Annotated in this window: 23 protein-coding genes; 9 read left to right on the plus strand and 14 right to left on the minus strand. The window is 68.2% G+C overall.

Going from position 1 to position 22738, the window contains the following annotated elements:
• Nucleotides 1-4 precede the first annotated feature (4 nt).
• The 8 genes from AC3WLC_RS22405 (at nt 5) to AC3WLC_RS22440 (ending at nt 8602) form a co-directional block, all read left to right on the plus strand.
• Nucleotides 5-1126 carry an ABC transporter ATP-binding protein gene (locus tag AC3WLC_RS22405; RefSeq protein ID WP_493686130.1) on the plus strand — a complete coding sequence of 374 codons (1122 nt, stop codon included), beginning with the start codon at nt 5-7 and terminating at the stop codon, nt 1124-1126.
• Entirely contained in the window at nt 1123-2106 is a 984-nt protein-coding gene (locus tag AC3WLC_RS22410) for an NAD-dependent epimerase/dehydratase family protein (RefSeq protein ID WP_493686131.1), read from the plus strand. Before AC3WLC_RS22405 ends, AC3WLC_RS22410 begins: the two co-directional genes overlap by 4 nt.
• Nucleotides 2046-3785, plus strand: a complete 1740-nt coding sequence (locus AC3WLC_RS22415; protein ID WP_493686132.1) for an SMP-30/gluconolactonase/LRE family protein — start codon at nt 2046-2048, stop codon at nt 3783-3785. The genes AC3WLC_RS22410 and AC3WLC_RS22415 overlap by 61 nt, the downstream gene beginning before the upstream one ends.
• Nucleotides 3782-4546 (plus strand): SDR family NAD(P)-dependent oxidoreductase, encoded by a 765-nt coding sequence (locus AC3WLC_RS22420; protein WP_493686133.1) that lies wholly within the window; start codon nt 3782-3784, stop codon nt 4544-4546. The genes AC3WLC_RS22415 and AC3WLC_RS22420 overlap by 4 nt, the downstream gene beginning before the upstream one ends.
• A gap of 4 nt (nt 4547-4550) precedes the next feature.
• Nucleotides 4551-5963 (plus strand): FAD-binding oxidoreductase, encoded by a 1413-nt coding sequence (locus AC3WLC_RS22425; RefSeq protein WP_493686134.1) that lies wholly within the window; start codon nt 4551-4553, stop codon nt 5961-5963.
• 261 nt (nt 5964-6224) lie between these two features.
• Nucleotides 6225-7283, plus strand: a complete 1059-nt coding sequence (gene exbB, locus AC3WLC_RS22430; protein ID WP_493686135.1) for a tonB-system energizer ExbB — start codon at nt 6225-6227, stop codon at nt 7281-7283.
• Between the two features lie 3 nt (nt 7284-7286).
• Nucleotides 7287-7739 (plus strand): TonB system transport protein ExbD, encoded by a 453-nt coding sequence (gene exbD / locus AC3WLC_RS22435; protein WP_493686136.1) that lies wholly within the window; start codon nt 7287-7289, stop codon nt 7737-7739.
• A complete protein-coding gene (locus AC3WLC_RS22440) occupies nt 7736-8602 on the plus strand; it encodes an energy transducer TonB (RefSeq protein WP_493686137.1) in 867 nt (288 codons plus the stop codon). Before exbD ends, AC3WLC_RS22440 begins: the two co-directional genes overlap by 4 nt.
• A 68-nt stretch (nt 8603-8670) precedes the next feature.
• On the opposite strand, the gene AC3WLC_RS22445 is transcribed toward AC3WLC_RS22440, so the two are convergent.
• The 3 genes from AC3WLC_RS22445 to AC3WLC_RS22455 form a co-directional block, all read right to left on the minus strand.
• A complete protein-coding gene (locus tag AC3WLC_RS22445) occupies nt 8671-9969 on the minus strand; it encodes an alpha/beta hydrolase (RefSeq protein WP_493686138.1) in 1299 nt (432 codons plus the stop codon).
• Between the two features lie 86 nt (nt 9970-10055).
• The gene (locus tag AC3WLC_RS22450; protein WP_493686139.1) at nt 10056-10823 is read right to left on the minus strand and encodes an SDR family NAD(P)-dependent oxidoreductase; all 768 of its coding nucleotides are present in this window, start codon (nt 10821-10823) and stop codon (nt 10056-10058) included.
• Nucleotides 10824-10932: 109 nt separating this feature from the next.
• Nucleotides 10933-11223, minus strand: coding sequence for a metal-sensing transcriptional repressor (locus tag AC3WLC_RS22455; RefSeq protein WP_493686140.1), 291 nt, complete (start codon nt 11221-11223; stop codon nt 10933-10935).
• 216 nt (nt 11224-11439) lie between these two features.
• Here AC3WLC_RS22455 and AC3WLC_RS22460 point away from each other — a divergent pair, with 216 nt between their 5' ends.
• Entirely contained in the window at nt 11440-12339 is a 900-nt protein-coding gene (locus AC3WLC_RS22460) for a nickel/cobalt efflux transporter (protein ID WP_493686141.1), read from the plus strand.
• On the opposite strand, the gene AC3WLC_RS22465 is transcribed toward AC3WLC_RS22460, so the two are convergent.
• The 11 genes from AC3WLC_RS22465 to AC3WLC_RS22515 form a co-directional block, all read right to left on the minus strand.
• Nucleotides 12320-13168, minus strand: coding sequence for a GNAT family N-acetyltransferase (locus tag AC3WLC_RS22465; RefSeq protein ID WP_493686142.1), 849 nt, complete (start codon nt 13166-13168; stop codon nt 12320-12322). The two genes, AC3WLC_RS22460 and AC3WLC_RS22465, sit on opposite strands and share 20 nt — an antisense overlap.
• A gap of 10 nt (nt 13169-13178) precedes the next feature.
• Nucleotides 13179-13700: a hypothetical protein gene (locus AC3WLC_RS22470; protein WP_493686143.1), complete on the minus strand. Its 522-nt coding sequence runs from the start codon at nt 13698-13700 to the stop codon at nt 13179-13181.
• Nucleotides 13701-13712: 12 nt separating this feature from the next.
• On the minus strand, nt 13713-14642 hold the full coding sequence (locus AC3WLC_RS22475) for a nucleoside hydrolase (RefSeq protein WP_493686144.1): 930 nt from the start codon (nt 14640-14642) through the stop codon (nt 13713-13715).
• Nucleotide 14643: 1 nt separating this feature from the next.
• Nucleotides 14644-15405, minus strand: coding sequence for an ATP-binding cassette domain-containing protein (locus AC3WLC_RS22480; protein WP_493686145.1), 762 nt, complete (start codon nt 15403-15405; stop codon nt 14644-14646).
• Nucleotides 15406-15410: 5 nt separating this feature from the next.
• Complete coding sequence (locus AC3WLC_RS22485; RefSeq protein ID WP_493686146.1) at nt 15411-16352, minus strand: sugar ABC transporter substrate-binding protein; 942 nt, start codon at nt 16350-16352, stop codon at nt 15411-15413.
• Nucleotides 16353-16385: 33 nt separating this feature from the next.
• Nucleotides 16386-17327 carry an ABC transporter permease gene (locus AC3WLC_RS22490; protein WP_493686147.1) on the minus strand — a complete coding sequence of 314 codons (942 nt, stop codon included), beginning with the start codon at nt 17325-17327 and terminating at the stop codon, nt 16386-16388.
• Between the two features lie 2 nt (nt 17328-17329).
• Nucleotides 17330-18109: an SDR family NAD(P)-dependent oxidoreductase gene (locus AC3WLC_RS22495; protein ID WP_493686148.1), complete on the minus strand. Its 780-nt coding sequence runs from the start codon at nt 18107-18109 to the stop codon at nt 17330-17332.
• A gap of 121 nt (nt 18110-18230) precedes the next feature.
• A complete protein-coding gene (locus AC3WLC_RS22500; protein WP_493686149.1) occupies nt 18231-19775 on the minus strand; it encodes a xylulokinase in 1545 nt (514 codons plus the stop codon).
• A gap of 203 nt (nt 19776-19978) precedes the next feature.
• Nucleotides 19979-21280, minus strand: a complete 1302-nt coding sequence (locus tag AC3WLC_RS22505) for an NAD(P)/FAD-dependent oxidoreductase (RefSeq protein ID WP_493686150.1) — start codon at nt 21278-21280, stop codon at nt 19979-19981.
• Between the two features lie 11 nt (nt 21281-21291).
• Nucleotides 21292-22023: an amino acid ABC transporter ATP-binding protein gene (locus AC3WLC_RS22510; RefSeq protein WP_493686151.1), complete on the minus strand. Its 732-nt coding sequence runs from the start codon at nt 22021-22023 to the stop codon at nt 21292-21294.
• Entirely contained in the window at nt 22020-22682 is a 663-nt protein-coding gene (locus AC3WLC_RS22515; RefSeq protein ID WP_493686152.1) for an amino acid ABC transporter permease, read from the minus strand. Before AC3WLC_RS22515 ends, AC3WLC_RS22510 begins: the two co-directional genes overlap by 4 nt.
• Nucleotides 22683-22738 lie beyond the last annotated feature (56 nt).

The following is a 22738-nucleotide window of genomic DNA, read 5'->3' on the forward strand; positions in this document are numbered from 1 at the left end:
CTGCATGGCTGGAATCTGTATCGACAGCGTCACCAAATCCTATGGCGCACTGACCGTCCTCAAGGCGTTCTCGCTCGATATCGCCGATGGCGAGTTCGTCGTCCTCGTCGGCCCATCCGGCTGCGGCAAGTCGACCATGCTTAAGATCCTCGCCGGGCTGGAAGAAGCCTCATCCGGCACGATCGCGATCGGCGAGCGAGACGTCACCGACCTCGCGCCGGGCGACCGCGACATCGCCATGGTCTTCCAGAACTATGCGCTCTACCCGCATCTGACGGTCGCCAAGAACATGGGCTTCGGCTTGAAGATGCGCGGCACCGATGCCGGCGAGATCACCAGGCGGGTCAATGAGGCCGCAAAGATCCTCGGCATCGACCACCTGCTCGAGCGGCGGCCGCGCGCCCTCTCGGGAGGCCAGCGCCAGCGCGTCGCACTCGGCCGCGCGATCGTGCGCGAGCCGCAGGCCTTCCTGATGGACGAGCCGCTCTCCAATCTCGACGCCAAATTGCGCGTCCATACCCGCGCCGAGATCAGCGCCCTGCACAAAAGGCTGCGGGTGACCACGATCTACGTCACCCATGACCAGACCGAGGCGATGACGATGGCCGACCGTATCGTCATCATGAAGGACGGCATGATCCAGCAGATCGCCTCGCCGGACGTGATGTTCCGCGAGCCGGCCAATCTCTTCGTCGCCGGCTTCATCGGCTCGCCCGGCATGAATTTTCTGAAGGCGAAGGCTGAGGCCGCGAGCGGCAGCGTGACCGCGAAATTGTTCGGTCACGACGTGGCGCTGCCGATCGCGAACGTCACCGCACTCGCCGGCAGGGAGATCGTCGTCGGGCTCAGGCCTGAGCACATCGCCGCCGGGCCGGGCCAGGTCTCCTTCGCGGTCAGCCCGCGCCTGATCGAAAGCCTCGGCAGCGAGCAATATGTCTATGTCGACTTGCCCGAAGAGCATCGCCGCGAGGCGGGTTCCGGCGGCGAGGACGAGGCAAGGCGGACCTCGCTGATCGCACGCCTGATCAATCCCGAGCCGCGGCCGCCCGAGGCGACGCTAACGCTCTCCTTCGATCCGACAAGACTGCATGTCTTCGATGCGGCTAGCGGCGAGGCGATCCGATGAGCACCATTCTGGTCACCGGCAGCGCCGGGCGTGTCGGCTCGCGCGTGGCGCGGCAACTGCTCGATGCGAGCCACCGCGTCACCGGCTTCGACCTGCGCGCCAGCGGCATCGAGCATCCCGCTTTTCGCGAGGTGCTCGGCGGCTTCGACGATCGCGCCGCCGCGAGGGAGGCGGTGCAGGGTACTGATGCGATCCTGCATCTCGGCGCCTTCATGTCCTGGCTGCCGGCCGACCGCGACAAGCTGTTCACCGCCAATGTCGAAGGCACGCGCGTGCTGCTCAAAGAAGCGGCGGCGGTGAAGCCGAAGCGGCTTGTCTTCGCATCCTCCGGCGAGGTCTATCCCGAAAACGTGCCGGACTATCAGCCGATCGACGAGGACCACCCGCTGAAGCCGCGTTCGCCCTATGGCTTGAGCAAGCTCCTGGGCGAAGAGGTCGTGCGCTTCTTCGAGCGGACCAGCGGAACGCCATCGACGATCCTGCGCTTTTCCCACACTCAGGATGCTAGCGAACTGCTCGATCCCGGCAGCTTCTTCTCCGGCCCACGCTTCTTCCTGCAGCCGAAGATCCGGCAGCAGGAAGGTTTCGGTAACGCCGCCGCCGTCGCGGCGTTACGCGCGATCGATGACGGGCGCGAGGCCTTGGTGCTGTCGCGCAACGAGGCCGGCCGGCCCTTCCGCATGCACATCACCGACACCCGCGACATGGTCGCCGGCATCCTGCTGGCGCTGTCGGATGAGCGCGCCGCCGGCCGCACCTATAATCTCGGTGCGACCGAACCGGTCGACTTCGCTGCCGCACTGCCGATGATGGCGGAGTTGACGGGACTGCCGTTGAAGACCATCGACCTGCCGGGTGCCGGCGTCTTCTACGAGACGTCGAACGCCAGGATCCGGACCGAACTGGGATTTGAGCCGCAATGGACCTTCGAGCGCATGATCGGCGAGGCGGCGCAGGCGCGGGTGAAGCGCGCGTCCTGACGCCGGACGAGCGCGACGTCCCGACCGGCGCAGCCGCCCTCGCCAAGGGCCTCTATCTGCTCGACGTGATCGGCGAGGCATCGGCGCCGCCGCGCTTCCGTGACCTGCAGGCCGCGACCGGCCTACCCAAGGGCACGCTGGCACGAATGCTCAACACGCTCCTGACCTTTCGCCTGATCCGGCATGAGGAGAGCGACAACACCTACCGGCTCGGCCACCGCCTGTTCGAGCTCGCACACCGCGTCTGGGAATCCTTCGATTTGCGCGGTGCGGGAGCGCCAGCGCTCGACCGGCTCGCAGAGGAGACGCGCGAGACCGCCGCGCTCTGCGCCATCGACAATGGCGAGGTGCTCTATATCGACCAGCGCAGCCGTGGCGGCCCCTATGGCTTCCGCATCGAGATCGGCCGGCGCGCGCCGCTGCATTGCACCGCCGGCGGCAAGGCCCTGCTCGCCTTCGTCCAGCCGCATGAGCAGCGGGCGCTGGTCGACCGGCTGAAGCTCGAACGTTTCACCGACACCACCATCACCGAGGAGGAGGCGCTCGCTGCCGACCTCGCTCTGACCCGGGCGCGCGGCTACGCCGTCTCGCAGGAGGAGCATGTCGCCGGCGTCGCCTCTGTCGCGGCGCCGATCTTCGACCATACCGGCCGCGCCGTGGCGGCGATCGGCGTGTTCGGCCCGTCCTCGCGGCTGACGCGCGAGCGGTTGCACACCACCGGCCGCGACCTGATGGCGGCTGCGAGGCAGATCTCCGGCAATGTCGGCGCGACGCAGATGAACATCTCCCCGGCGCCGCGTTCGGCGCGGCCGGTCGATCCGAACGTCCAATGCGTGCTGCCCTGGGGCGCGCATCTCGCCGAGGGTCCCTACTGGTCAGCCGGCGAGCAGCGGCTTTATTGGGTCGATATCCTCGCACCCTCGGTCAACCGCTTCGACCCTGCGACCGGCAACAATGAGGAGGTAACGCTGCCACGCCTTGTCAGCGCCGTGCTCGGCCGCCGCGGCGGCGGGCTGGTGGTGCTGACGCAGGAGGGGCTGGAGGCCTTCGACTTCGCCAGCGGCCGGCTGACGCCACTCGCCGACCCCGAGGCTGACATCCCCGACAATCGCTTCAACGATGGCAAATGCGACCGGCAGGGCCGGCTCTGGGCCGGGACGATGCGGCTCGACGCCAGCCGCGCCTCCGGTTCCCTCTACGCGATCGCGCCGGACCTCTCCTGGCAGCGGCAAGAGAGTGGGCTCACGGTTGCCAACGGGCTCGACTGGAGCCCGGATGGCCGGAGCTTCTACTTCGTCGATTCCGCCCATGGCCGCATCTACGCCTACGCGTTCGACGCCAAGGCGGGCACGCTCGCCGATCGCCGCGTCCTCGCCGAGGTCGCCGGCCGGCCGGACGGACTCGCTGTCGATGCCGAAGGTTTCGTCTGGTGCGCGATCTGGGATGGCTGGTGCCTGCACCGCTATGCGCCGGACGGCCGGCTGGATCGTGAGGTCTGGCTGCCTGTGCCGCGCCCGACCAGCCTCGCCTTCGGCGGGCCGGACCTGAAGACGCTGTTCATCACCACGGCGCGCATCCGGCTGGCCTCGCGCGTGCTGGCCGAGGCGCCGTTCTCGGGCGGTCTCTTCACTCTGCCGGTCGACGTGCCCGGTCTGCCGGCGGCGGAGTTCGGCGGGTGAGGGTCGAAGCCAGCTATCCCGATCTCGCCGGCAAGGCCGCGCTGGTCACTGGCGGCGCCGATGGCATCGGTCGCGCCATCGTCGAGGCCTTGGCACGGCAGGGCAGCAAGGTCGCTTTCCTCGACATCGACGCCGGGCGCGGCGAGCGGCTCGCGGCCGAGCTTTCGGCGGCTGGCAGAACGGTCTCGTTCCATCGGGTCGATCTGCGCGACATCCCAGCGACGCAAGCGGCGATCGCCGCGGCGCGGGCCGTTCACGGCCCCTTCGCCATCGGCATCAACAACGCCGGTCATGACGAGCGGCACGATTTCGAGGCGGTGACGGAGGCCTATTGGGACGACCGCCTTGCGGTGAATCTGCGGCCAATGATGTTCGTCGCGCAGGCGCTGGTGCCGGATATGCGCAGCCTTGGCGGTGGGGCGCTGGTCAACCTGTCTTCGACCTCGTGGATGAAGGGCTCGCCGCACATGATCGCCTACACCACGGCGAAATCCGCGGTGATCGGTTTCACCCGCTCGCTGGCACGGGCGCTCGGGCCCGACGGCATCAGGGTCAACTGCGTCACGCCGGGCTGGGTGATGACCGAGCGCCAGCGATCGCAGTGGTGGACACCGGAGAAGGGCGCGGCCAACCAGGCTGCGCAGGCGCTGAAGGGCGAGATCCTGCCGGAGGACATCGCCCAGATGGTGCTGTTCCTCTGCTCCGACGTCTCGCGCATGTGCGCTGGCCAGAACTTTATCGTCGATGCCGGCACGGTCTAGCGCGATGAGCTCGCTCGACGACCTGCGCGCCATCCTCCACCCGGCCGCCATTGTCACCGATCCGCAGGCGCTGGCGCCGCATCTGACCGATTGGCGCGGCAAGCATCGCGGCCAAGCGCTCGCGCTGCTCCGCCCGCGCAGCGTCGAGGAGGTCTCGACCGTCCTGCGCTGGGCGAGCGCGACGCGCACGCCGGTCGTGCCCCAAGGCGGCAATACCGGCCTGTCGGGCGGGGCGACGCCGGGCGGCTCCGGCGAAGCCATGGTGCTCTCGCTGGCCCGCCTCAACCGGATCAGGGCGGTCGACATCGAGGGCGACACGCTGACCGCCGAGGCCGGCTGCATCCTCGCCGATGTCCAGCAGGCCGCTGCCGCCAATGATCGGCTGTTCCCGCTCAGCCTCGGCAGCGAAGGCTCATGCCAGGTCGGCGGCGTGGTCGCGACCAATGCCGGCGGCATCAATGTCATCCGCTACGGCACGGCGCGCGATCTCGTGCTCGGCCTCGAATATGTCCGCGCCGACGGCGCCGTGATCCATGGGCTGAAGCCGCTGCGCAAGGACAATGCCGGCTATGCGCTGAGAGAGCTGGTGATCGGCTCGGAAGGCACGCTCGCGATCGTAACGGCGGCGACTTTCAGGCTGTTTCCCAAGCCGCGCGCGAGTGCGACGGCACTGTGCGGTCTCGCCAGCCCGACGGACGCATTGCGGCTGCTCGCCCTGCTGCGGCAGAGCGCAGGCGAGCGCATCTCCAGCTTCGAACTGATGTGCGACGGCGAGATGGGCCTCACGCTCGACGGCGTGCCGGGCACGGCCCTTCCCCTTGAACGGCGGCACAGCTGGTATGTCTTCATCGAACTCGCTGACAGCGACCCGACTGGACAGGTTGGCGAGTTGCTGACCGAGACACTCGCAACGGCGCTGGAGCAGAACCTGCTGCAGGACGCAGCCATCGCGCAGAGCGAGGCGCAAGCCAAGGCGATCTGGCATCTGCGCTTCACCGTAGCGGAAGCCAATCGCCGCGCCGGATCGATCGTCTCGCATGACACCAGCGTCGCCATCGCCGATGTCCCGGCCTTTATCTCGGCGATCGAAGCGATGGCTGCCGAGCGCTTTCCGGACGCGCGCGCCCTCTTCGTCGGCCATGTCGGCGACGGCAACATCCATGTCATCCTGCGCCTTCCCAACGAGACGCCGGCGGAACGGCTCGCAGATATCGGCCCTGCCGTGAATGCCCAGGTCTTCGCGATCGTCGGGGATTTCGGCGGCAGCATCACGGCCGAGCACGGCATCGGCCGCAGCCTGACCGGCGCGCTGACAAGGCAGGCGCAGCCAGAGGCGCTGGAGCTGATGAGAGCGGTCAAGCGGGCCTTCGATCCGCTCGGCATCCTCAATCCCGGCGTGGTCCTCGCGCAAAGCTGACCATGCTCGCAGCCGAGCGAAGCACCCAAAACACTTGAACTGTTCCGGACCAAGAGCAGCGGGCGCGTTACTTTAGAATACGTGTAAACTATTGTATTTGCTAACCAATTCGCTCTGGTTTAACTGCTGGTGACGATCGCGGAGACGATGTGCTCAGCCAGCCTCGTCGTGCGGTCGACCGGAGCTGCTTCAACGGACGTGGCTCTGGTCGGAAAGCGCTCCCGTCAAGGAGGAGCGCCGCAAGACCACGGACCCAATTCGATGCAGCGTTTGATCGGCACAGTTCTGCTCGCGACAGCCATCGTCGCCACGCCCGTGGCGGGCTTCGTCGCCGTGGCCCAGACCGCCCCCGCCGAGACCGCACCGGCACAGCAGCAGCCGAGCCCGTCCGGTGCTCATGGCGGCGGACTGCCGGCCCCGGCGGCTTCGACTCCCGCTCCGGCCACCGCCGCACCAGTTGGTCAAGCCGCGCCGGCTACCGTTCCCGGCGCCGGCGCCACGCAGGCCGCCCTGCCTGCAACCGCCCCTTCCGCATCCCCCGCTCCCGTCACAGCGCAGGCGACGCTGCCTCACGACCTGTCGCCTTGGGGCATGTTCATGGCCGCCGACATCGTCGTGAAGGCGGTGATGCTCGGCCTTGCCTTTGCCTCGCTGGTGACCTGGACGATCTGGCTCGCCAAGGCGCTTGAGCTCGCCGCAGCCAAGACTCGGGCGCAGCGGGCCGTGCGCCGGCTGGAAGAGGCCGTCAGCCTCGACGAAGCCGCGCGTGCGATCGCCGGCCGCAAGGGCCAGGCACGCGGCACTGTGGCCGAGCTGGTCGGCGCCGCCCAGAGCGAGCGTCAGCGCTCCGACGATCTCGGCGAAGACGGCATCAAGGAGCGCGCTGCAATCGCGCTGTCGCGGATCGAGGCCAGGGCCGGCCGCTCGATGGCGCGCGGCACCGGCCTGCTCGCCACCATCGGCTCGACCGCCCCCTTCGTCGGCCTGTTCGGCACGGTCTGGGGCATCATGAATTCGTTCATCGGCATCAGCCAGTCGAAGACGACCAACCTCGCCGTCGTCGCCCCCGGCATCGCTGAGGCGCTGCTGGCGACTGCGATCGGTCTCGTCGCGGCCATCCCTGCCGTGATCATCTACAACGTCTTCGCGCGCGCCATCTCCGGCTATCGCGCGACACTCTCGGACGCCTCGGGCGAGGTCCTGCGCCATCTCTCGCGCGATCTCGAGCGGGCACGCCGCCAGGCAGCCCAGCAGGTCCGTGCCAACCTGCATGCCGTGCCGGCCCAGCCGGCCGCCATGCCGCGCGTCCCGGCGGAGTGAGCCATGGCGGTTTCGCTCAAGGAAGTGCAGGACGGCGATCTCGGCGAAGTCAGCGAGATCAACGTCACGCCGTTCATCGACGTGATCCTGGTGCTGCTGATCATCTTCATGGTCGCCGCACCACTCTCGACCGTCGACGTTGCGGTCGACCTGCCGGTCTCGAACGCCCAGCCGCAGCCGCGGCCCGACAAGCCGGTCTTCCTGACCGTGAAGCAGGACCTCTCGCTCGCCCTCGGCAACGACACCGTGCCGCGCGAGCTCCTGCAGGCCACGCTCGACCGCCAGACCAATAATGACCGCGAGCAGCGCGTCTTCCTGCGTGCCGACGGGGCGGTGGCCTATCGTGAACTAATGGACGTCATGAACCGGCTGCGCCAGGCGGGCTATCTCAAGATCGCGCTGGTCGGCCTGGAAGATACCGGCCAGAGCACTGCGCCGGGGGCGGGCAAGCCATGATCGCCCCCGCGCCGGATCGCCGCTGGCTCGCCGCGCTGCGCTGGGGCGTTGCGGCGGTTGCTGTCGCCGCCGCCCATGGCGGCGCCGCCTGGGTCGGCGTGAACTGGCGCCCGACGGAAGCCGCAGCCGGCGCTCCTGAACCGGCGGTGATGATCGAGCTCGCCGCTCTGTCGGTCGCCCCCGAGGCGCCGCCAGAGGACCTGCCTGTCGCGGAACAGCGTGCCGAGCCGGAACCGCCGCCGCCCGAGCCGGTCAGGGAGACGACGCCACCGGAGCCCGAGCCGGAGCCGGTTCCCGAGCCGACACCGGTCGAGCAGCCGGAGATCAAGCTGCCGGAACTGCCGCAGATCCCGAAGCTCGACGCCGTGCTGCTGCCGCCTCCGCCCGAGTTAAAGCCGGTGGAGAAGAAGCCCGAACCGAAGCCGAAGATCGTCGAGAAGAAGGAAAGGCCGAAGCCCAAGCCCAAGGTCGTCGAGCGCAAGCCGGTCGAGCAGCGGGCCAAGGAAGCGGTGGCACCGAAGCCCTCGGAGCAGCGCGCCGCCGCCCCGAGCAGCGCGGCTCAGGGCACCGCCAGCCAACCGACCGTCTCGACCGCCTCCTGGCGCGGCTCGCTGATCGCCCATCTCAACCGCTACAAGCGCTTCCCCGGCGGAGCGAGTCCCGGCACGGTCCAGGTCGCCTTCGCGATCGACCGCAGCGGCAATGTGCTGTCCTCGCGCGTCGTCGGCTCGTCCGGCGATTCCGCCTTGGACGCCGAGGCGGCGGCGATGATCCGCCGCGCCAGCCCGGTCCCGGCCCCGCCTGCCGGCGTCGGTGGCGGCGGAGCGATCGCGCTGTCGGTGCCGGTACGCTTCAGCCGCTAGATCATCGCATCGGATTTTTCCGAAAAGTGGATTCCACTTTTCGGTCCGATGCTTATAGGCGGCTTCCCTCAGCGCGGCGCGCCGGGGTTCTGGAGCGGCGTGGTCACGGTGTCGCCGACCGCCGCGCCGGTGTCCTGGATATTGTTGCCGAGATGCTCGACCCGATCGCCGAGATTGCGCCGGGCCTGCGGATCGATCACCGCGATCGGCGCGGAAACGACGATGCCGGCGGCAGTGCCGACCGCGGCCGCGGCACTGCCAGTCACCTCGATCAGCCGGTCGCCGAGGCCAACACGGGAATCGGTGATCGGCTGGCCGTCGACCAGGCGCGTGCCGATCAGCTTCACCACCTCGGGGCTCTCGGCGAACTTGCCGTGGTTGAGTTTGTCGCCGGTGCGCAGCTTGGTCAGGTTGAGGACCGTGATCTTGTCCTTCTCGAACTCGGTCTTGTAGGGCTCGACATCGGGATCGACGGCGCCGAGGCGGTCCTTGTTACCCCAGACCCGGCGCGAGACCGCGAGCGCGCGGTCATCCTGCGAGACGAAGAGGGTGAAGTTCGGCCGCCGCCCCGTCATTTCGGCGATCTGCGTGCGGAAGACGTCGGCATCGACATCGGGCGAGGCGAGCATGACGTTGGCGATCTTCGGCGGAATGCCGCGATTGCGCACCGCCATCTGGGTCAATGACTCCAGCGCGACCCAGTTGCCCATCGAATGCGCCAGAAGCGAAACTTCGCCGACAGCCGGATCGCGGGCGAGTGCCTGCAACAGGTTCTCCAGCGCATTGCGCGAATAGGTCGCGCTCTCGCGATCGTAGCCATAGGCGAAGAGCGAGCCGCGTGAGGGCCAGGTGAACAGCACCGGCACGACGTTCGCATCGGAATCGTGGACGATCTGAGCGAAGCGGTAGACCGCGTCCTCGAAGCGATTGTTGAAGCCATGGACGAAGACCATGACGCGGCGCTTCGGTACGCGCGAGACGCGTTCGTGCAGGCGCGCCAGGCCGGTCTTGGCGTCGAGCTTGTCGACCTTGAGCGTGACGAAATCGGTCTCGGGATTGCCAGGCAGTCGACTCGGCCACTGCACCTCACCGACCTTGCGGCGGCTCTCCGGCGGCAGCGAGATCGTCATCTCGGCAAAAGCAGGCTTGCCGCGTTCGCCGGAGAACAGCACGCCGGCATCCGGATCAGCCGCGCGCGTGGTCGCGACCAGCATGGTGACCTTGCTGGTGCCCGGCACGGTCGAGGTGACCGGCGTCAGCACGCCCTTCACGTCGCCGGCGCAGCCGGCGGCGAAAACGCTGATGGCCACGGCCGCAAAGCCTCGTCGGGCAGCCGATGTCGGCAGATCTGTGCGGCGGATCGGCATCACTGGCTACCCATGGTCCGGCTCGTAGCCCGGACCATGCTAGGCTGCAGCAAGGCCCGTCAATGACGCCAAAGCCACAGTGACCGTCAGACCATGTACTGGCCGCCATTCACCTCGATGGTCTGACCGGTGATGTAGCCGCTCATCGCCGGGCTGGCGAGAAAGAGGAAGACCCCGACATTGTCCTGCGGTGTGCCGACGCGCTCCATCGGAACGGTCTTGCGCATCGCCTCGATCTGCTCGGCGGTCGAATAGCGCTCGTGGAACGGCGTCATGATCACGCCGGGCGAGACGCCGTTGACGCGGATGCCGAAGGGCACGAACTCCTTGGCCATGCCGCGCGTCAGGTTGAGCACGAAGGCTTTCGAGCTGGCATAGAGCGAGGAGCCGGGGCCGCCGCCATTGCGTGCCGCGATCGAGCTCAGATTGATCACGCTCGCCTTGCCGCCGGACTTCTTGAGATAGGGCAGCGCCGCCTTGGAGGCCATCACCACCGAGCGGACATTGAGATCGACGACGCTGTCGAAGAACTCGTCCTCGATCTCGGCGATCGGCGTGCGCTTCACCAGCGCGCCGGCATTGTTGACGAGGACGTCGAGCCCGCCGAGCTTGTCGGCCGCCTTGTCGACGAGATCGACCGCCTGCCTGCTGTCGGCGACGTCGGCCTGCAGCACATGCGCCTCGCCTCCGGCCGCCCGGATCTGCCCGGCAACGGCGTTGGCCTCGGCCTCGCTCGACTTGTAGTGCACGACGACACGCATGCCGTTCGCCGCATAGGCCTTGGCGACGGCAGCCCCGATGCCGGTGCTGGAGCCGGTGACAAGGGCGCGCAGCCCCTTGAGATCGTCGAGCATCATTCCTCCCATGGGATGCAGGCTTAAATCGTTTCAGGAACGATCTTGCGCGAGCCGACGCCGAACCGCCAGCGCCGCTTCGGCAACCCGGCCATTCCCGAACGGCCGTTCAAAGGAACTTGGTCATCGCCTTGAACTCGGCGAGCAGCCCGCGCGCCTCGTCGGGAAGGCTTCCGGCGGCCTGCTCCAGGCAATGGCCGATATGCTCCTGGATCAGGATCTTGCGGGCATTGGCGATCGCCCCTTCGACTGCCTGCAATTGCTGGGCGATTTCCAGGCAGGAGCGGACATTGGCGACCATCTCGATGGTCGAGCGCAGATGCCCCTCCGCCCGGTTCAGGCGCGTGATGATCTCCGGATGCCGGTGATGGTGGATCCGGGCGTGTTCCTCGTCCTGCATTCCCCGACCTTTCCGTCTTGATCCTATCCTCCCGGGGAGGTTATAGACCGGAGCATCCGCTGAGCAAGCGGCACCCGATCAGGCAGGCGCCGGCGCAAGACCGGGTGCATCCCGGCGATCGGGCGGGCGAGGACGAGACGGGCGCCCCCGACCAGCTCCGGCAACGCCGGACGGCACGGCAGCCCCCGATCCGTTCCGGATCCGGAGCACCATGTCGTGCCGAGCTTCACCGAATTGCTGGCGCAGGGCGCTGGCCATGCCTGGCTGTTCATTCCGAGCGCGATCCTGCTCGGCGCGCTGCACGGGCTTGAACCCGGCCATTCCAAGACGATGATGGCGGCCTTCATCGTCGCCATCCGCGGTTCTGTCATGCAGGCGCTGCTGCTCGGGCTCGCCGCGACGCTCTCGCATACGCTCGTCGTCTGGGGCGTGGTCCTCGGTGGCCTCTATCTGACGCGCGATTTCAATGCCGAGGTGACCGAGCCCTGGTTCCAGCTCGCGTCCGGCCTCCTGATCATCGCGATCGCGCTCTGGATGTTGTGGCGGACCTGGGCAGAGCAGCGCGCGCTGCATCCGGCCAGTCATGGCAAAAGGCATAGTCATGGCCACTCCCATGGTCATGGCCACAGCCACGGACACTCCCACGGCCATTCGCACGGGCACAGCCACGACAAGACGGCCGAGGACGAGCCGATGGACGCGCATCAGCGCGCTCATGCGCAGGACATCCGCCGACGCTTCACCGACCGGCCGGTGACGACCTGGCAAATCATCCTGTTCGGGCTGACCGGCGGGCTGATCCCCTGCCCGGCGGCGATCACCGTGCTCTTGATCTGCATGCAGCTGCGCGAGATCGCGCTCGGCGCCGTGCTGGTGTTGTGCTTCTCGATCGGCCTGGCGATCACGCTGGTCACGGTCGGCGTCGCCGCCTCGCTCAGCCTGCGCGCCGTCGAAAAGCGCTCGACATGGCTGTCGATGGTCGCGGCGCGGGCGCCCTATTTTTCCGGTGTGCTGATCGTGCTGGTCGGGCTCTATACGGTCTGGCACGGCTGGAGCGGGCTGCAGGCGCTGGGCACGCACGCCGCAGCGATGCTGCTCAACCCATTGCCTGGTTGACCAGCGCGAACCGATGCGCCGGCCCGGGCGCGGCCGGTGCGGACCCGCGCGCCATCACCACGCCGGAAGCGACGAGCGGCAAGCCGCGCTCGCCGAGCCATGCACCGAGGCCGGTGCGGGCGGGCACGTCGATGCGGACGAAATCGCCGCGGCGGGCGGCGAGCAGAGCCGCGATCAGATTGCAGGCGGCGGCATCGTCGATCGCTGCCACCGGGCCAATCAGCCAACCATGGCCATGCCGGCGCAGGAAGCCGAAGCCGGTGGGCGTGCCGTCTCGCTCGATCAGGATGGCATGGCCGCGCGCCAGCAGCGCTTCGAGGACGGGCGCGCGCGGCAGCCCTGTCGCCTCGCCGTCGAGCTGCGCCAGCAGCGGCAGGTCGGCGGCAACGGCCGGGCGCATGACCTCGTTCGCAGCGAGAACCGGCGCTGCCAGTTCCGGCCAATCGCCCTGGTGCTGGCGGACCTCGTCGATAGCGATGAAGCCGTAGCGGGCATAGAGCGGCTCGCCCTGCGGTGTGGCGACGAGGCCGAGCGTCCGCCCCTCCGTCACCGCGATCAGCCGCTCGGTCAGCAGCTTGCCAATGCCCTGGCCCTGCCGGTCCGGCGCGACGATGATGGTGCCGAGCGTCGCATGGCTCGCGCCAAAGCCCCACCAGAGCCCGACGGCGACGACCGCGTCCTCGATCGACAGGGTGAAGCCCTGGCCGAGCGACAGCACGAACTCCCAATCCTCGCGCCGATGCGGCCAGCCGATCGCGGCCGACAGCCTCTGGCAGGCGTCGGCATCGGAAAGACCGGCCGGGCGAAGGGTGAGCTGGAGCGGCTGCATCGACCGGCCCTCAGCGACAGAATTCGGCGCAGCCAGACTGCCAGAACGGCGCCTGCCCATCGAGCACCGGTACCGAGGGACGCGGCTTGGCGCCCGGCAGATCGGTGGGCGCCGGCACGACCAGCTCCCACCAGCGATGGGCGCATTGCGAGCGGAAGGCCATCTGGTCGCTGATCGAGGTGTTCTCGCGGGCGAGGACGGCATCGAGCGCATCGCAGGCGCGGCGGAGCGCAGCGTCGTTCGCATCGCCGGGCTCATTGGCGTAGTCGTGGAAGGCTGCGGTGAAGGTCTCCATCTCCTGGGCGATATGCGGCCAGTCCTGGCGGCCGAGGTTCCAGGCGTCCATCCATTCGCGCACCACCGTCTCGACCGCCTCGGCCTTCGGCTTGCTGGCGACCTTGCGGGCGGTGGTCAGCATATGGCGCATCAGTTCGGCGCGGGCATGGAGCTGGCGGGCGGCGAGCGCGGCCGTCTGCATCGCCAGAATCGCACGCTCGGCCTCGAGCTGCAGCTCCTCGACGAAATGGGCCATCTCCGCCTCCAATCACGGCAACGTCGCGAGTCGGTCGAACAGGCGCTGGAACAGCGCTTCCGCCTCGACGCTCGCGACGACATGGGCATTGGCCGGCCGCTTGAGCCGGCCGTTCAAGTCGATCGTGGTGCGGCCCCGCAAGGGACCGTCACCGGTCTCGACCTCGACACAACAGTCGCGCCCCGAAAAGAGTTCCGGCCAGAGCAGGAAGGCGATCACGCAGGGGTCGTGCATCGGGTGGCCGGCGGTGCCGAGCCCGCCGGGGCGTGGGCGGGTCAGCATGCCGTGAACAGCCCTGCCCGCCGCATTGCCAAAAGAGAGCAGGCGGGCGACCTGCTCGTGCGAAGCGATCGCCTGATGGGTGACGCCGAGGCCGAACATCACGATCGGCCGGCCGCAACCGAACACGATCGCGGCGGCGTGCGGGTCGACATGGACGTTGAACTCGGCCGCCGGGGTGATGTTGCCGAGTGCCAGAGCCCCGCCCATCAGCACGATGCGCCTGACCTTGGGAAGGACATCCGGCGCCAATCGGAAGGCGAGAGCGAGATTGGTCAGAGGCCCGAGCGGGCAGAGCGCGACGCTGTCGTCTGGAGCGGCGCGCAAGATGGCGATGAGAGCCTCGACGGCATGGGTTGCGCTGGCCGTGCCACGTGCCGGCGGCAGATCGGCGCCGGCGAGGCCGTCTGGACCGCAGACGAATTCGGCGGTCGAAAGCGGGAAGAGCAGCGGCCGGTCGGCCCCGGCATGGACCGGCACATCCTCGCGGCCAGCGAGCTCGCGGATGCGCAACGCGTTGGCGGTGGTCAAAGCGAGCGGGACATTGCCGGCGACGGTGGTGATCGCCCTGAGGTCGAGCTCCGGGCTGGCGAAGGCGAGCAGCAGGGCAACAGCGTCGTCCTGGCCCGGGTCGGTGTCGATGACGATCGTCTCGCCGGCCATCTCAGGCGGCTCTCGCATTGCCGGCCATGATCATATGGCTGAGATCGTCGGCAGTGAGGTCGCCGAGCGGCTGATCGACGTACTTTCGGCCGGCCCCCATGATCACCACCCGATCGGCCAGCGCAACGACGTCGCGCATATTGTGGCTGATCAGCAGCACCGTCCGACCATCAGCCTTGAGCTTGCGGATCAGGTCGAGGACGAGGGCGGTCTCCTTGACGCCGAGTGCCGCCGTCGGCTCGTCCATGATGATGATCTCTGCCTTCCAGCGCAGGGCGCGCGAGATCGCCACCGCCTGGCGCTGGCCGCCTGACAGCCGCTCGACCGGCCGGTCCATGTCCTCGACCGAGACCGAAAGCTGCTTGAGGAAGCCGCGCGCCTCCTGCGCCATCCGCTTCTTGTCGAGCACGCGCAAGAACGGCAGCACGAGGGGCCGCGTCAGCTCGGAACCCATGAAGACGTTCTGGGCGATGGAGAGCCGCGGCGCCAAAGCGAGGTCCTGGTAGATGGTCGCGACGCCATGGCTCAATGCGTCATGCGGCGAGGCGAAGACGACTGTCTTCCCACGCATCTGGAGCGTGCCCGAGGTCGCCTCCTCGGCGCCGGAAATCACCTTGATCAGGCTCGACTTGCCGGCGCCGTTGTCGCCGCAGATGGCGACGACCTCGCCGGCAAAGATGTCGAGATCGACCTCGCGCACCGCCACGACCGGGCCGTAGGCCTTGCCGATGCCGCGGAGCGACAGGAGGGGTGTGGCGGTCACCGGACTCACTTCAGGAACTGCTGGACGTTGTTCTTGTCGACCAGCACGGCGTCGGTGAAGAGATAGGGGCCCGAAGTGATCGTCTCCTTCGGCTTTTTGTCGACGACGATGGTCTGGATCGCGTCGACCGCCTGCTTGCCCATCTCCTCGAACGGAATCGAGACGGTGGCGGTGAAGGTCGAAGCGGGGTCGGCGATGCGGGCATAGGTCTCCTTGCCGCCATCGACCGAGACCAGCGGGATTTGGCCCTTCTTCACGCCCTGCGCCTGCAGGAGATCGTCGATGATGTAGGCTTGGCCGTCGAACGAGGCCCAGATGCCGTTGATCTTGCCCTGGTTCTGCAGCAGCAGCGCCTGCATGCCGGCGCGGACATCGTCGCGCCAGCTCTGGGTGCGGGCCATCGAGAACTTGCCGAGCTCCTTCACCGCCTGGTTCTCGGAAAGCACGGCGTCGAGCAGCTTGCCGCGGATGCGCGACGCGACGTTGAGGTCGAAGCGGGCGGTGACGATGTTGCCCTGGTAGCCGAGCTGGCCGAGCAGGTAGAGCGCAGCCTCGGCGCCGACCTTGTATTCGTTGGTCTGGATGTCGAAGAGCGCGTGCGGGCTCGCGCCCGACTGCACGGTGATGACCGGGATCTTGGCGTCCTTGGCGGCCTTGAACTGGGCGTCGGCTTCGACCGGCTTGCCCATGGCGATGATGATCGCATCGACCTTCTTGGCGATCAGCGCGTCGAACTGCTCGGCATGCTTGGGCAGCGCGCCTTCCGAGTTCAGCAGCGTGACGTTCCAGCCCTTGGCCTTGGCCGCGGCGGCCGCGGCATTGGCGACGCGGGCATGCGTCTCGGACGAGAACTGGAAGCCGATGACGCCGAGCTCGAAGGCCCCTGCCCCCTGAGCCATCGCGACGACGGCGGCCGCCGCCAGCAGAACCTTCCTCAAACCGACCATGACGACCTCTCCCCTCGTTATCGTTGTGAACTGTCAGACCTTGAACGCCGCCTTCTTCAACGCGCTGGCCGAGAAGGCGACCGAGCCGATGATGATGACGCCGAGAAAGATGTCCTGAACGTAATAGGCCGCGCCCATCAGCACCAAGCCGTTGCCGAGCACCTTGAGCACCAGAGCGGCGAAGACGGTGCCGGGGATGTTGGGCTTGCCGGGCTCGAACATGGTCATCCCGAGCAGCACGGCGGCGATGGCGTAGAGCAGGTAGTCGCCGGCCATGTTCGGCGCGGCCGAGGACAGGTTGGCAGCGAGCAGCACCGCGGTGATGCCGGCGCAGAGCCCGGTCAGCAGCAGGCCGATGCGCTTCATCCTGGCCGTCGCGATCCCGGAGAGCCGGGCCGCTTCGTCCGCCTCGCCGGTCGCGACCATATGGGCGCCGGTGCGGGTCCACTTGATCAGGCCGTAGGTCACGAGCGTGACGGCGGTGAGCCAGAGCACGAGATTGGGAATGCCGAAGCTCGTGCCGCGCGCCAGGCCGGTGAAGGAGACCGGCCAGCGCCCGACGAAGGCGACGCCCTGCGTGATCATGAAGGCGAAGCCCCGCGCGATCGCGGCTGTACCGAGCGTCATGATCAGCGAAGGCACGCGCATGACCGTGACGCCGTAGCCATTAGCCGCGCCGCAGAGGAGCCCGACCAGGAGTCCCGCCGCAACGGCGAGCGCCGGATGCTGCTGGCCCTGGATGAGCCAGCCGGTTACGACGGCCGACAGGCTCGCGACTTCGGCGATCGAGAGGTCAAGCTCGGAGACGATCAGGGCGAGCGTGAAGCCGATCGCCAGGATGGCGAGGAAGCTCGTGTCCTTCAGCACGTTGACGATGTTCATCGTCGTCGCGAAGTTCGGCGCGAAGGCGACGAAGAAGACGATCAGGGCAAGGCCGGCGAGCGCGGTGCCGTAGCGGCCGATGATCTCGCGCATCGTCAGGCGGTTCCCTTGGCGATCGCCGAGATCGGCGAGAGGATCTCGATGCCGCCGGTGACCGGGATCAGCGCGCCGGTGACAAAGGCGGCGGCGGGCGAAAGCAGGAAGGCGATCACTCCCGCGACATCCTCCGGACGGCCGAGCCGCCCGAGCGGGGTACGCTGCGAGGCGCCTTCGACCAGGGCGTTGAACTGACTGGCGAAGCCGCCGCGCACCATCGGCGTGTCGATGATCCCCGGCGCCACAGCGTTGACGCGGATGGCATGGCGGCCGAGCTGCTGGGCCATGCCATAGGTCAGCGTCGCCACCCCGCCCTTGGCCGAGCCATAGGCGAGATTGGCGCCGCCATTGCTATGGGCGATCGAGGAGATGTGGACGATGGCACCGCCCTCGCCCTGTTCGATCATCCGCCGGGCGGCGGCCTTGGAGACGCGGAAGACGGCGGAGAGGTTGATGTCGACGAGCTTGTCCCACTCCTCGTCCTCCATCTCGACCATCGGTACCGGCCGCGAAGCCCCGGCACCGGTGACGAGATTGTCGAGCCGGCCAAAGCGCTCCACGGCAAGCTCGACCAGCGCCCCGGCGAGATCGCGATCGCGGACATCGCCGGTCATGGCGGCAACGTCGGTGCCATCTGCCTGCAGCCGCTCAGCCAGCTCGACCAGCGGGCCGGCCTCCAGCCCGGAGAGGACCAGCCTGTGCGCGGGAGCCAGCGTCATCGCGAGCGCGCCGCCGATGCCGCCGGAAGCGCCGGTGATCAGGGTGACGGGCTTGGGCATCAGCCGGCCTTGCCGACGACGGCGGAGGGACGAAACGCGGCGACGCGGCAGGAACGCGGCATGGACCTCTCTCTGGAGATTGGTTCCATCTGGGTAAGACGCCTGCTCCCCAGCCGCAACGTCAATCGGCGTGCAGGCTCGCGGCCGCAGACGCATGGCGCGCGAGACCGGCGAACGAACCGCCATCCTGCGCGGCAGCGACGAGATCGCGCGAGATCGGAGCCAGGGCTGCTTCGGCCCGGCGGAACAGGGCATAGAGCGCGTCATAGGCCGGCTTGCGAGCCGGATCGGGCTCGAAGCGGCGGGCGACCGTGACGAGCGCCTGCTGCGCGTCGGCAAGCGAGGTGAAGCGGCCGAGCCCCGCGAAAGCGATGATCGCAGCGCCAAGCAGACCGGGCTCGCGGGAGGCTGCGACCACGACCGGCCGGCCGCAGAGATCGGCCTTGATCTGGCTCCAGAACGGATTGGCTGCGGCGCCGCCGCCGAAGCGGATCTCGGTCGCTTCCCGGCCGAGCGCAGCTTCGGCACGCTCCAGCACGACACGGTTGAGGCAGGCGACGCCCTCGAGCACGGCATAGGCAAGGTCGGTCGGCCCATGCCGGCGGTTCAGCCCCGCGAGCGCGCCGCGCAAGGACGGGTCCCAATACGGCACGCGCTCGCCCTGGAGATAGGGCAGGAAGAGCAGCGGCTGCGTATGGCGCGGGCCGGCGAGCAGCGCGTCGATCTCCTGCCCCACCGCCGCACCATCGCGGCCGAGCAGCGCCAGCAGCCAGGAGACGGTGTCGGCGCCGGTCTGGCTGGGGCCGCCTAGCTGGAACAGGCCGCGCCAGTCGACCGTGAGCAGCCCCTCCGCCCGCGCTGGCTCGCGGCCGACAATGCCGAGCACCTCGGTGGTGCCGGAGATGTTGTAGGCGAAGCCTTCGCGCATGGCGCCGAGGCCGACCACCGCCGCCCAGGTGTCGTTCGAGGCACAGAAGACCGGCTTGCCGGAAAGGCGGTCGAGCGGCGCCGGCAGACCGACCTGCACCGGGCCGACCTGATCCCAGGGCTCCAGCATCTTCGGCAGGATCGCAGCGGGAATGCCGATTGCGGTCAGCAGATCACGCCCATCGTGCGGGGACGCCGCCGCCAGCAATCGCGCCATCGAGACAGGATCGCTCGCCTGCCGACCAGTCAGGCGAAAGTTGAGATAATCCTTCGGCTCGAGCAGGCAGTTGAGCTTGTCAAATGCGTCCGGCTCCTGCTCGCGCAGCCAGGCCAGGCGGGCAAGCGGATGGAAGGCGTTGACCGCGGCGCTCTCCGGATGGGCTGCGTCGAGCCTCTCGCGCAGACGCGCCGCAAGCGCGTCGGCGCGCGTATCCTTCCAGGTCATCGCCGTGCGAAGGGGCCGGCCAGCGCGATCGAGGAAAACTTGCGTGCGGGTGACGCCGCAGATCGCGACGGCCTCGACCGCATCGAACAAGGCCGGCGCCTCGGCCACCAGTCCGGCACAGGCCTCGACCAGCACGCGCCACCAGGCCTCCGGCTCGATCTCGGAAGCCCCCGAGCGATCGTCGCGGCTCACCGGCCCCGCGCTGGCATGCTGGGCGCGGATGGCGCCGCTGTCATCGACGAGGGCGGCGCGGAAGGAGGTGCCGCCGAGATCGCAGGCAAGGACGATGCTCATGCCCTCGCCCTGCGTCAGGCACTCTGATTGGTCAAGCGGCAATCACGACCGGCCCCTGACAGCCCTCATCCTGAGGAGCAGCCGAAGGCTGCGTATCGAGGGATGCTCCAGGAGGCTTCCGAGACATCTGGACCATCCTTCGAGACGGCCCTGCAGGCCTCCTCAGGATGAGGGCTGAGAAGAGATATCCGGAGGAGGAACGCTCAAGCGGCGCGGTCCTTCATGCCGCCATCCGTGAGCCGGTACCAGGCGATGATCGCCGAGACATAGAGCTCATTCAGCGCGTGCAGCGGCAGCGGCTTGATCGAGGTCACCGGGAAAGGCAGGCTCGCTCTGTCGCCGGTCGAGAGATACTGCGCCATCGCCTTGCCCATCGCCGTCTGCAGGCCGACGCCGCGGCCCATGCAGCCGATGTCGACGAGCAGGCCGGGCTCCGGTTCGTGCAGATGCGGCAGGAAATCGCGGGTCAGCGCGACGCGGCCGCACCAGCGATAATCGCTGCGCAGATCCTTGGCCTGCGGGTACATCTTGCCGACGACGCGTTCGAGATGGGCCCAGTCGGCGGCCCCCTGCGGCTCGCGGAAGGGCCCGCGCCCGCCCATCAGCAGGCGGTTGGTGTGGTCCTTGCGGAAATAGAGCAACAACTGGCGGGTATCGGAGGTGACCTGTCCCTCCGGCAGGATCGTGCCGGCGAGATTGTCCGAGAGCGGCTCGGTGGCGACGATGAAAGAGTTCGGCCGGATCACCGTCTGGCGCAGCTTCGGGATCAGGTCGCCGGTATAGCCATTGGTCGCGATCACCACGCGCGGCGCGGTGACAGTTGCTCCCTGCGCGGTGCGCACGATCCAATTGCCACCGTCGCGACGAAGGCCGGTGACCGGGCTCTGGCCGCAGATCGCGACGCCCGCCTTCTGCGCGGCACGGGCGAGGCCGCGGGCATAGGCGAGCGGCTGGACGCCGCCGCCGCGCGGATCGAGCCAGCCACCGAGATAGCGGTCCGTACCGAGCATGCGGCTGGCCGCATCGGCATCGAGAAAGCGGGCGCCGACGCCGCGCATGCTCCACTGCTCGGCCCGGCGCTTCACCGTCTCGACCATGGCCGGCGTATGTGCGCCCTGAATCCAGCCGGCGCGGCGATGTGGCACGTCCATGCCGTGCTTCTCGATCAGTCCGAAGACGAGATTGGCGGTCGAGCCGACGAAGGAGACCAGGGCCTCGCCGGCCTCGGGCCCATATTTGGAGACGATCTCGCTGGGATCGTATTTGATGCCGGGAATGACCTGCCCACCATTGCGCCCCGATGCGCCCCAGCCCGGCTCGCGTGCCTCCAGCACGATGACGGAGACGCCTGCCTCGGCAAGATGCAGCGCCGTCGAGAGGCCGGCATAGCCGGCGCCGACGATGCAGACGTCGGCTTTGGCATCGCCGGCAAGCGGCGGCGTCTGCGGCGCGGCCGGGGCGGTCGCATGCCAGAGCGAGGGCTGCAGCGGGAAAGGCTCGACCATGGTGATGTCCCTCAGATCGGCTTGAGCACGCGGCGCAGGAAGTCCTGCGTGCGCGGATTACGCGGCGCGCTCAGCACCTCGCGGGCGGCGCCTTCCTCGACGATGACGCCGCCGTCGAGGAAGAGGACGCGGTCGGCGACCTCGCGGGCAAAGCCCATCTCATGGGTGACGACCAGCATGGTCATGCCCTCCTCGGCGAGGCTCTTCATCACGCCGAGCACCTCGCCGACCAGTTCCGGATCGAGCGCCGAGGTCGGCTCGTCGAACAGGATCGCCTTGGGCTGCATGGCGAGCGCACGGGCGATGGCGACGCGCTGCATCTGGCCACCGGAGAGCTCTGCCGGATACGCCTCGAACTTGTCGGCAAGGCCGACGCGGGCAAGCAGATCGCGACCGCGCGCCAGCGCTTCGGCAGCCGGCTCCTTCTTCACATGGATCGGCCCTTCGACGACGTTCTCGAGCGCGGTCCGATGCGGGAACAGGTTGAAGCGCTGGAACACCATCGCCATGGCGGTGCGGATGGCCTGGATCGAGCGGTCGGCACGATCGACCCTCGCCCCGTCGACCGTGATCGCGCCGCCATCATAGGATTCGAGCCCGTTGATGCAGCGCAGGATGGTCGACTTGCCGGAGCCGGAGGGGCCGATCAGGCAGACGACCTCGCCGCGCTGGACGCTGCCGGTGATGCCCTTCAGCACCTGATGGGAGCCGAAGCTCTTGGTGACGCCGGAAAGTTCGATCATCGCCTGGCTCCCTTGCCGAAGCGGCGTTCGAGCCAGCCGACGAAAGCGATCAGCGGCAGGCTCATCGAGAGGTAGAGCAGCGCCACCAGCGTGTAGACCGTCATGTTCTTGAAGGTCGAGGAGGCCAGGATCTGGCCCTGCAGCGTCAGCTCGGCGACGGTGATGGTCGAGGCCTGCGAGGAATCCTTCAGCATCATGATCATGATGTTGCCGTAGGGCGGCAGGATCACCTTGATCGCCTGGGGCAGGATCACCCGGCGCATCATCAGGAACCAGCCCATGCCGATCGACTGCGCCGCCTCGATCTGGCCATGGTCGATCGCCTCGATGCCCGCCCGGAAATTCTCGGAGTGATAGGCGGAATAGGCGATGCCGAGCCCGATGATCGAGGCTTGCAGTGCCGTCAGCGCCACGCCGAATTCGGGGAAGACGAAGTAGATGTAGAAGAGCTGCACCAGGATCGGGATGCCGCGCAGCGTGTTGACGATCACCTTGGCGACGAAGGCAAGCCAGGCGATGCCGGAGACGCGCATCAGCGCCCAGACCAGCCCCAGCATGGTGGAGATCGCCAGCGAGCCGAGCGTCACCAGAACGGTGAACTTCAGGCCCTGGAGCAGGATCGGCAGGAAGGTGCCGGCATCGCGCAGGATGGTCTGCATGAGCCTCGGACTGTCTGAAACGGGCGGCGCGCCGGGCGCCGCCTCACGATGACGAT

The organism is Allobosea sp. GW821-FHT03A12 (assembly GCF_058986765.1).

Excerpts from the sequence above, each read along its gene's own strand:
- AC3WLC_RS22405 (WP_493686130.1), top strand. The coding sequence starts at position 5 with ATGGCTGGAATCTGTATCGACAGCGTCACCAAATCCTATGGCGCACTG.
- AC3WLC_RS22410 (WP_493686131.1), top strand. The coding sequence starts at position 1,123 with ATGAGCACCATTCTGGTCACCGGCAGCGCCGGGCGTGTCGGCTCGCGC.
- AC3WLC_RS22490 (WP_493686147.1), bottom strand. The coding sequence starts at position 17,327 with ATGCGCGAGATCATCGGCCGCTACGGCACCGCGCTCGCCGGCCTTGCC.
- exbB (WP_493686135.1), top strand. The coding sequence starts at position 6,225 with ATGCAGCGTTTGATCGGCACAGTTCTGCTCGCGACAGCCATCGTCGCC.
- AC3WLC_RS22505 (WP_493686150.1), bottom strand. The coding sequence starts at position 21,280 with ATGGTCGAGCCTTTCCCGCTGCAGCCCTCGCTCTGGCATGCGACCGCC.
- exbD (WP_493686136.1), top strand. The coding sequence starts at position 7,287 with ATGGCGGTTTCGCTCAAGGAAGTGCAGGACGGCGATCTCGGCGAAGTC.
- AC3WLC_RS22495 (WP_493686148.1), bottom strand. The coding sequence starts at position 18,109 with ATGCCCAAGCCCGTCACCCTGATCACCGGCGCTTCCGGCGGCATCGGC.
- AC3WLC_RS22450 (WP_493686139.1), bottom strand. The coding sequence starts at position 10,823 with ATGCTCGACGATCTCAAGGGGCTGCGCGCCCTTGTCACCGGCTCCAGC.
- AC3WLC_RS22455 (WP_493686140.1), bottom strand. The coding sequence starts at position 11,223 with ATGCAGGACGAGGAACACGCCCGGATCCACCATCACCGGCATCCGGAG.
- AC3WLC_RS22445 (WP_493686138.1), bottom strand. The coding sequence starts at position 9,969 with ATGCCGATCCGCCGCACAGATCTGCCGACATCGGCTGCCCGACGAGGC.
- AC3WLC_RS22485 (WP_493686146.1), bottom strand. The coding sequence starts at position 16,352 with ATGGTCGGTTTGAGGAAGGTTCTGCTGGCGGCGGCCGCCGTCGTCGCG.
- AC3WLC_RS22510 (WP_493686151.1), bottom strand. The coding sequence starts at position 22,023 with ATGATCGAACTTTCCGGCGTCACCAAGAGCTTCGGCTCCCATCAGGTG.
- AC3WLC_RS22515 (WP_493686152.1), bottom strand. The coding sequence starts at position 22,682 with ATGCAGACCATCCTGCGCGATGCCGGCACCTTCCTGCCGATCCTGCTC.
- AC3WLC_RS22500 (WP_493686149.1), bottom strand. The coding sequence starts at position 19,775 with ATGAGCATCGTCCTTGCCTGCGATCTCGGCGGCACCTCCTTCCGCGCC.
- AC3WLC_RS22440 (WP_493686137.1), top strand. The coding sequence starts at position 7,736 with ATGATCGCCCCCGCGCCGGATCGCCGCTGGCTCGCCGCGCTGCGCTGG.
- AC3WLC_RS22470 (WP_493686143.1), bottom strand. The coding sequence starts at position 13,700 with ATGGCCCATTTCGTCGAGGAGCTGCAGCTCGAGGCCGAGCGTGCGATT.
- AC3WLC_RS22415 (WP_493686132.1), top strand. The coding sequence starts at position 2,046 with ATGGACCTTCGAGCGCATGATCGGCGAGGCGGCGCAGGCGCGGGTGAA.
- AC3WLC_RS22475 (WP_493686144.1), bottom strand. The coding sequence starts at position 14,642 with ATGGCCGGCGAGACGATCGTCATCGACACCGACCCGGGCCAGGACGAC.
- AC3WLC_RS22425 (WP_493686134.1), top strand. The coding sequence starts at position 4,551 with ATGAGCTCGCTCGACGACCTGCGCGCCATCCTCCACCCGGCCGCCATT.
- AC3WLC_RS22465 (WP_493686142.1), bottom strand. The coding sequence starts at position 13,168 with ATGCAGCCGCTCCAGCTCACCCTTCGCCCGGCCGGTCTTTCCGATGCC.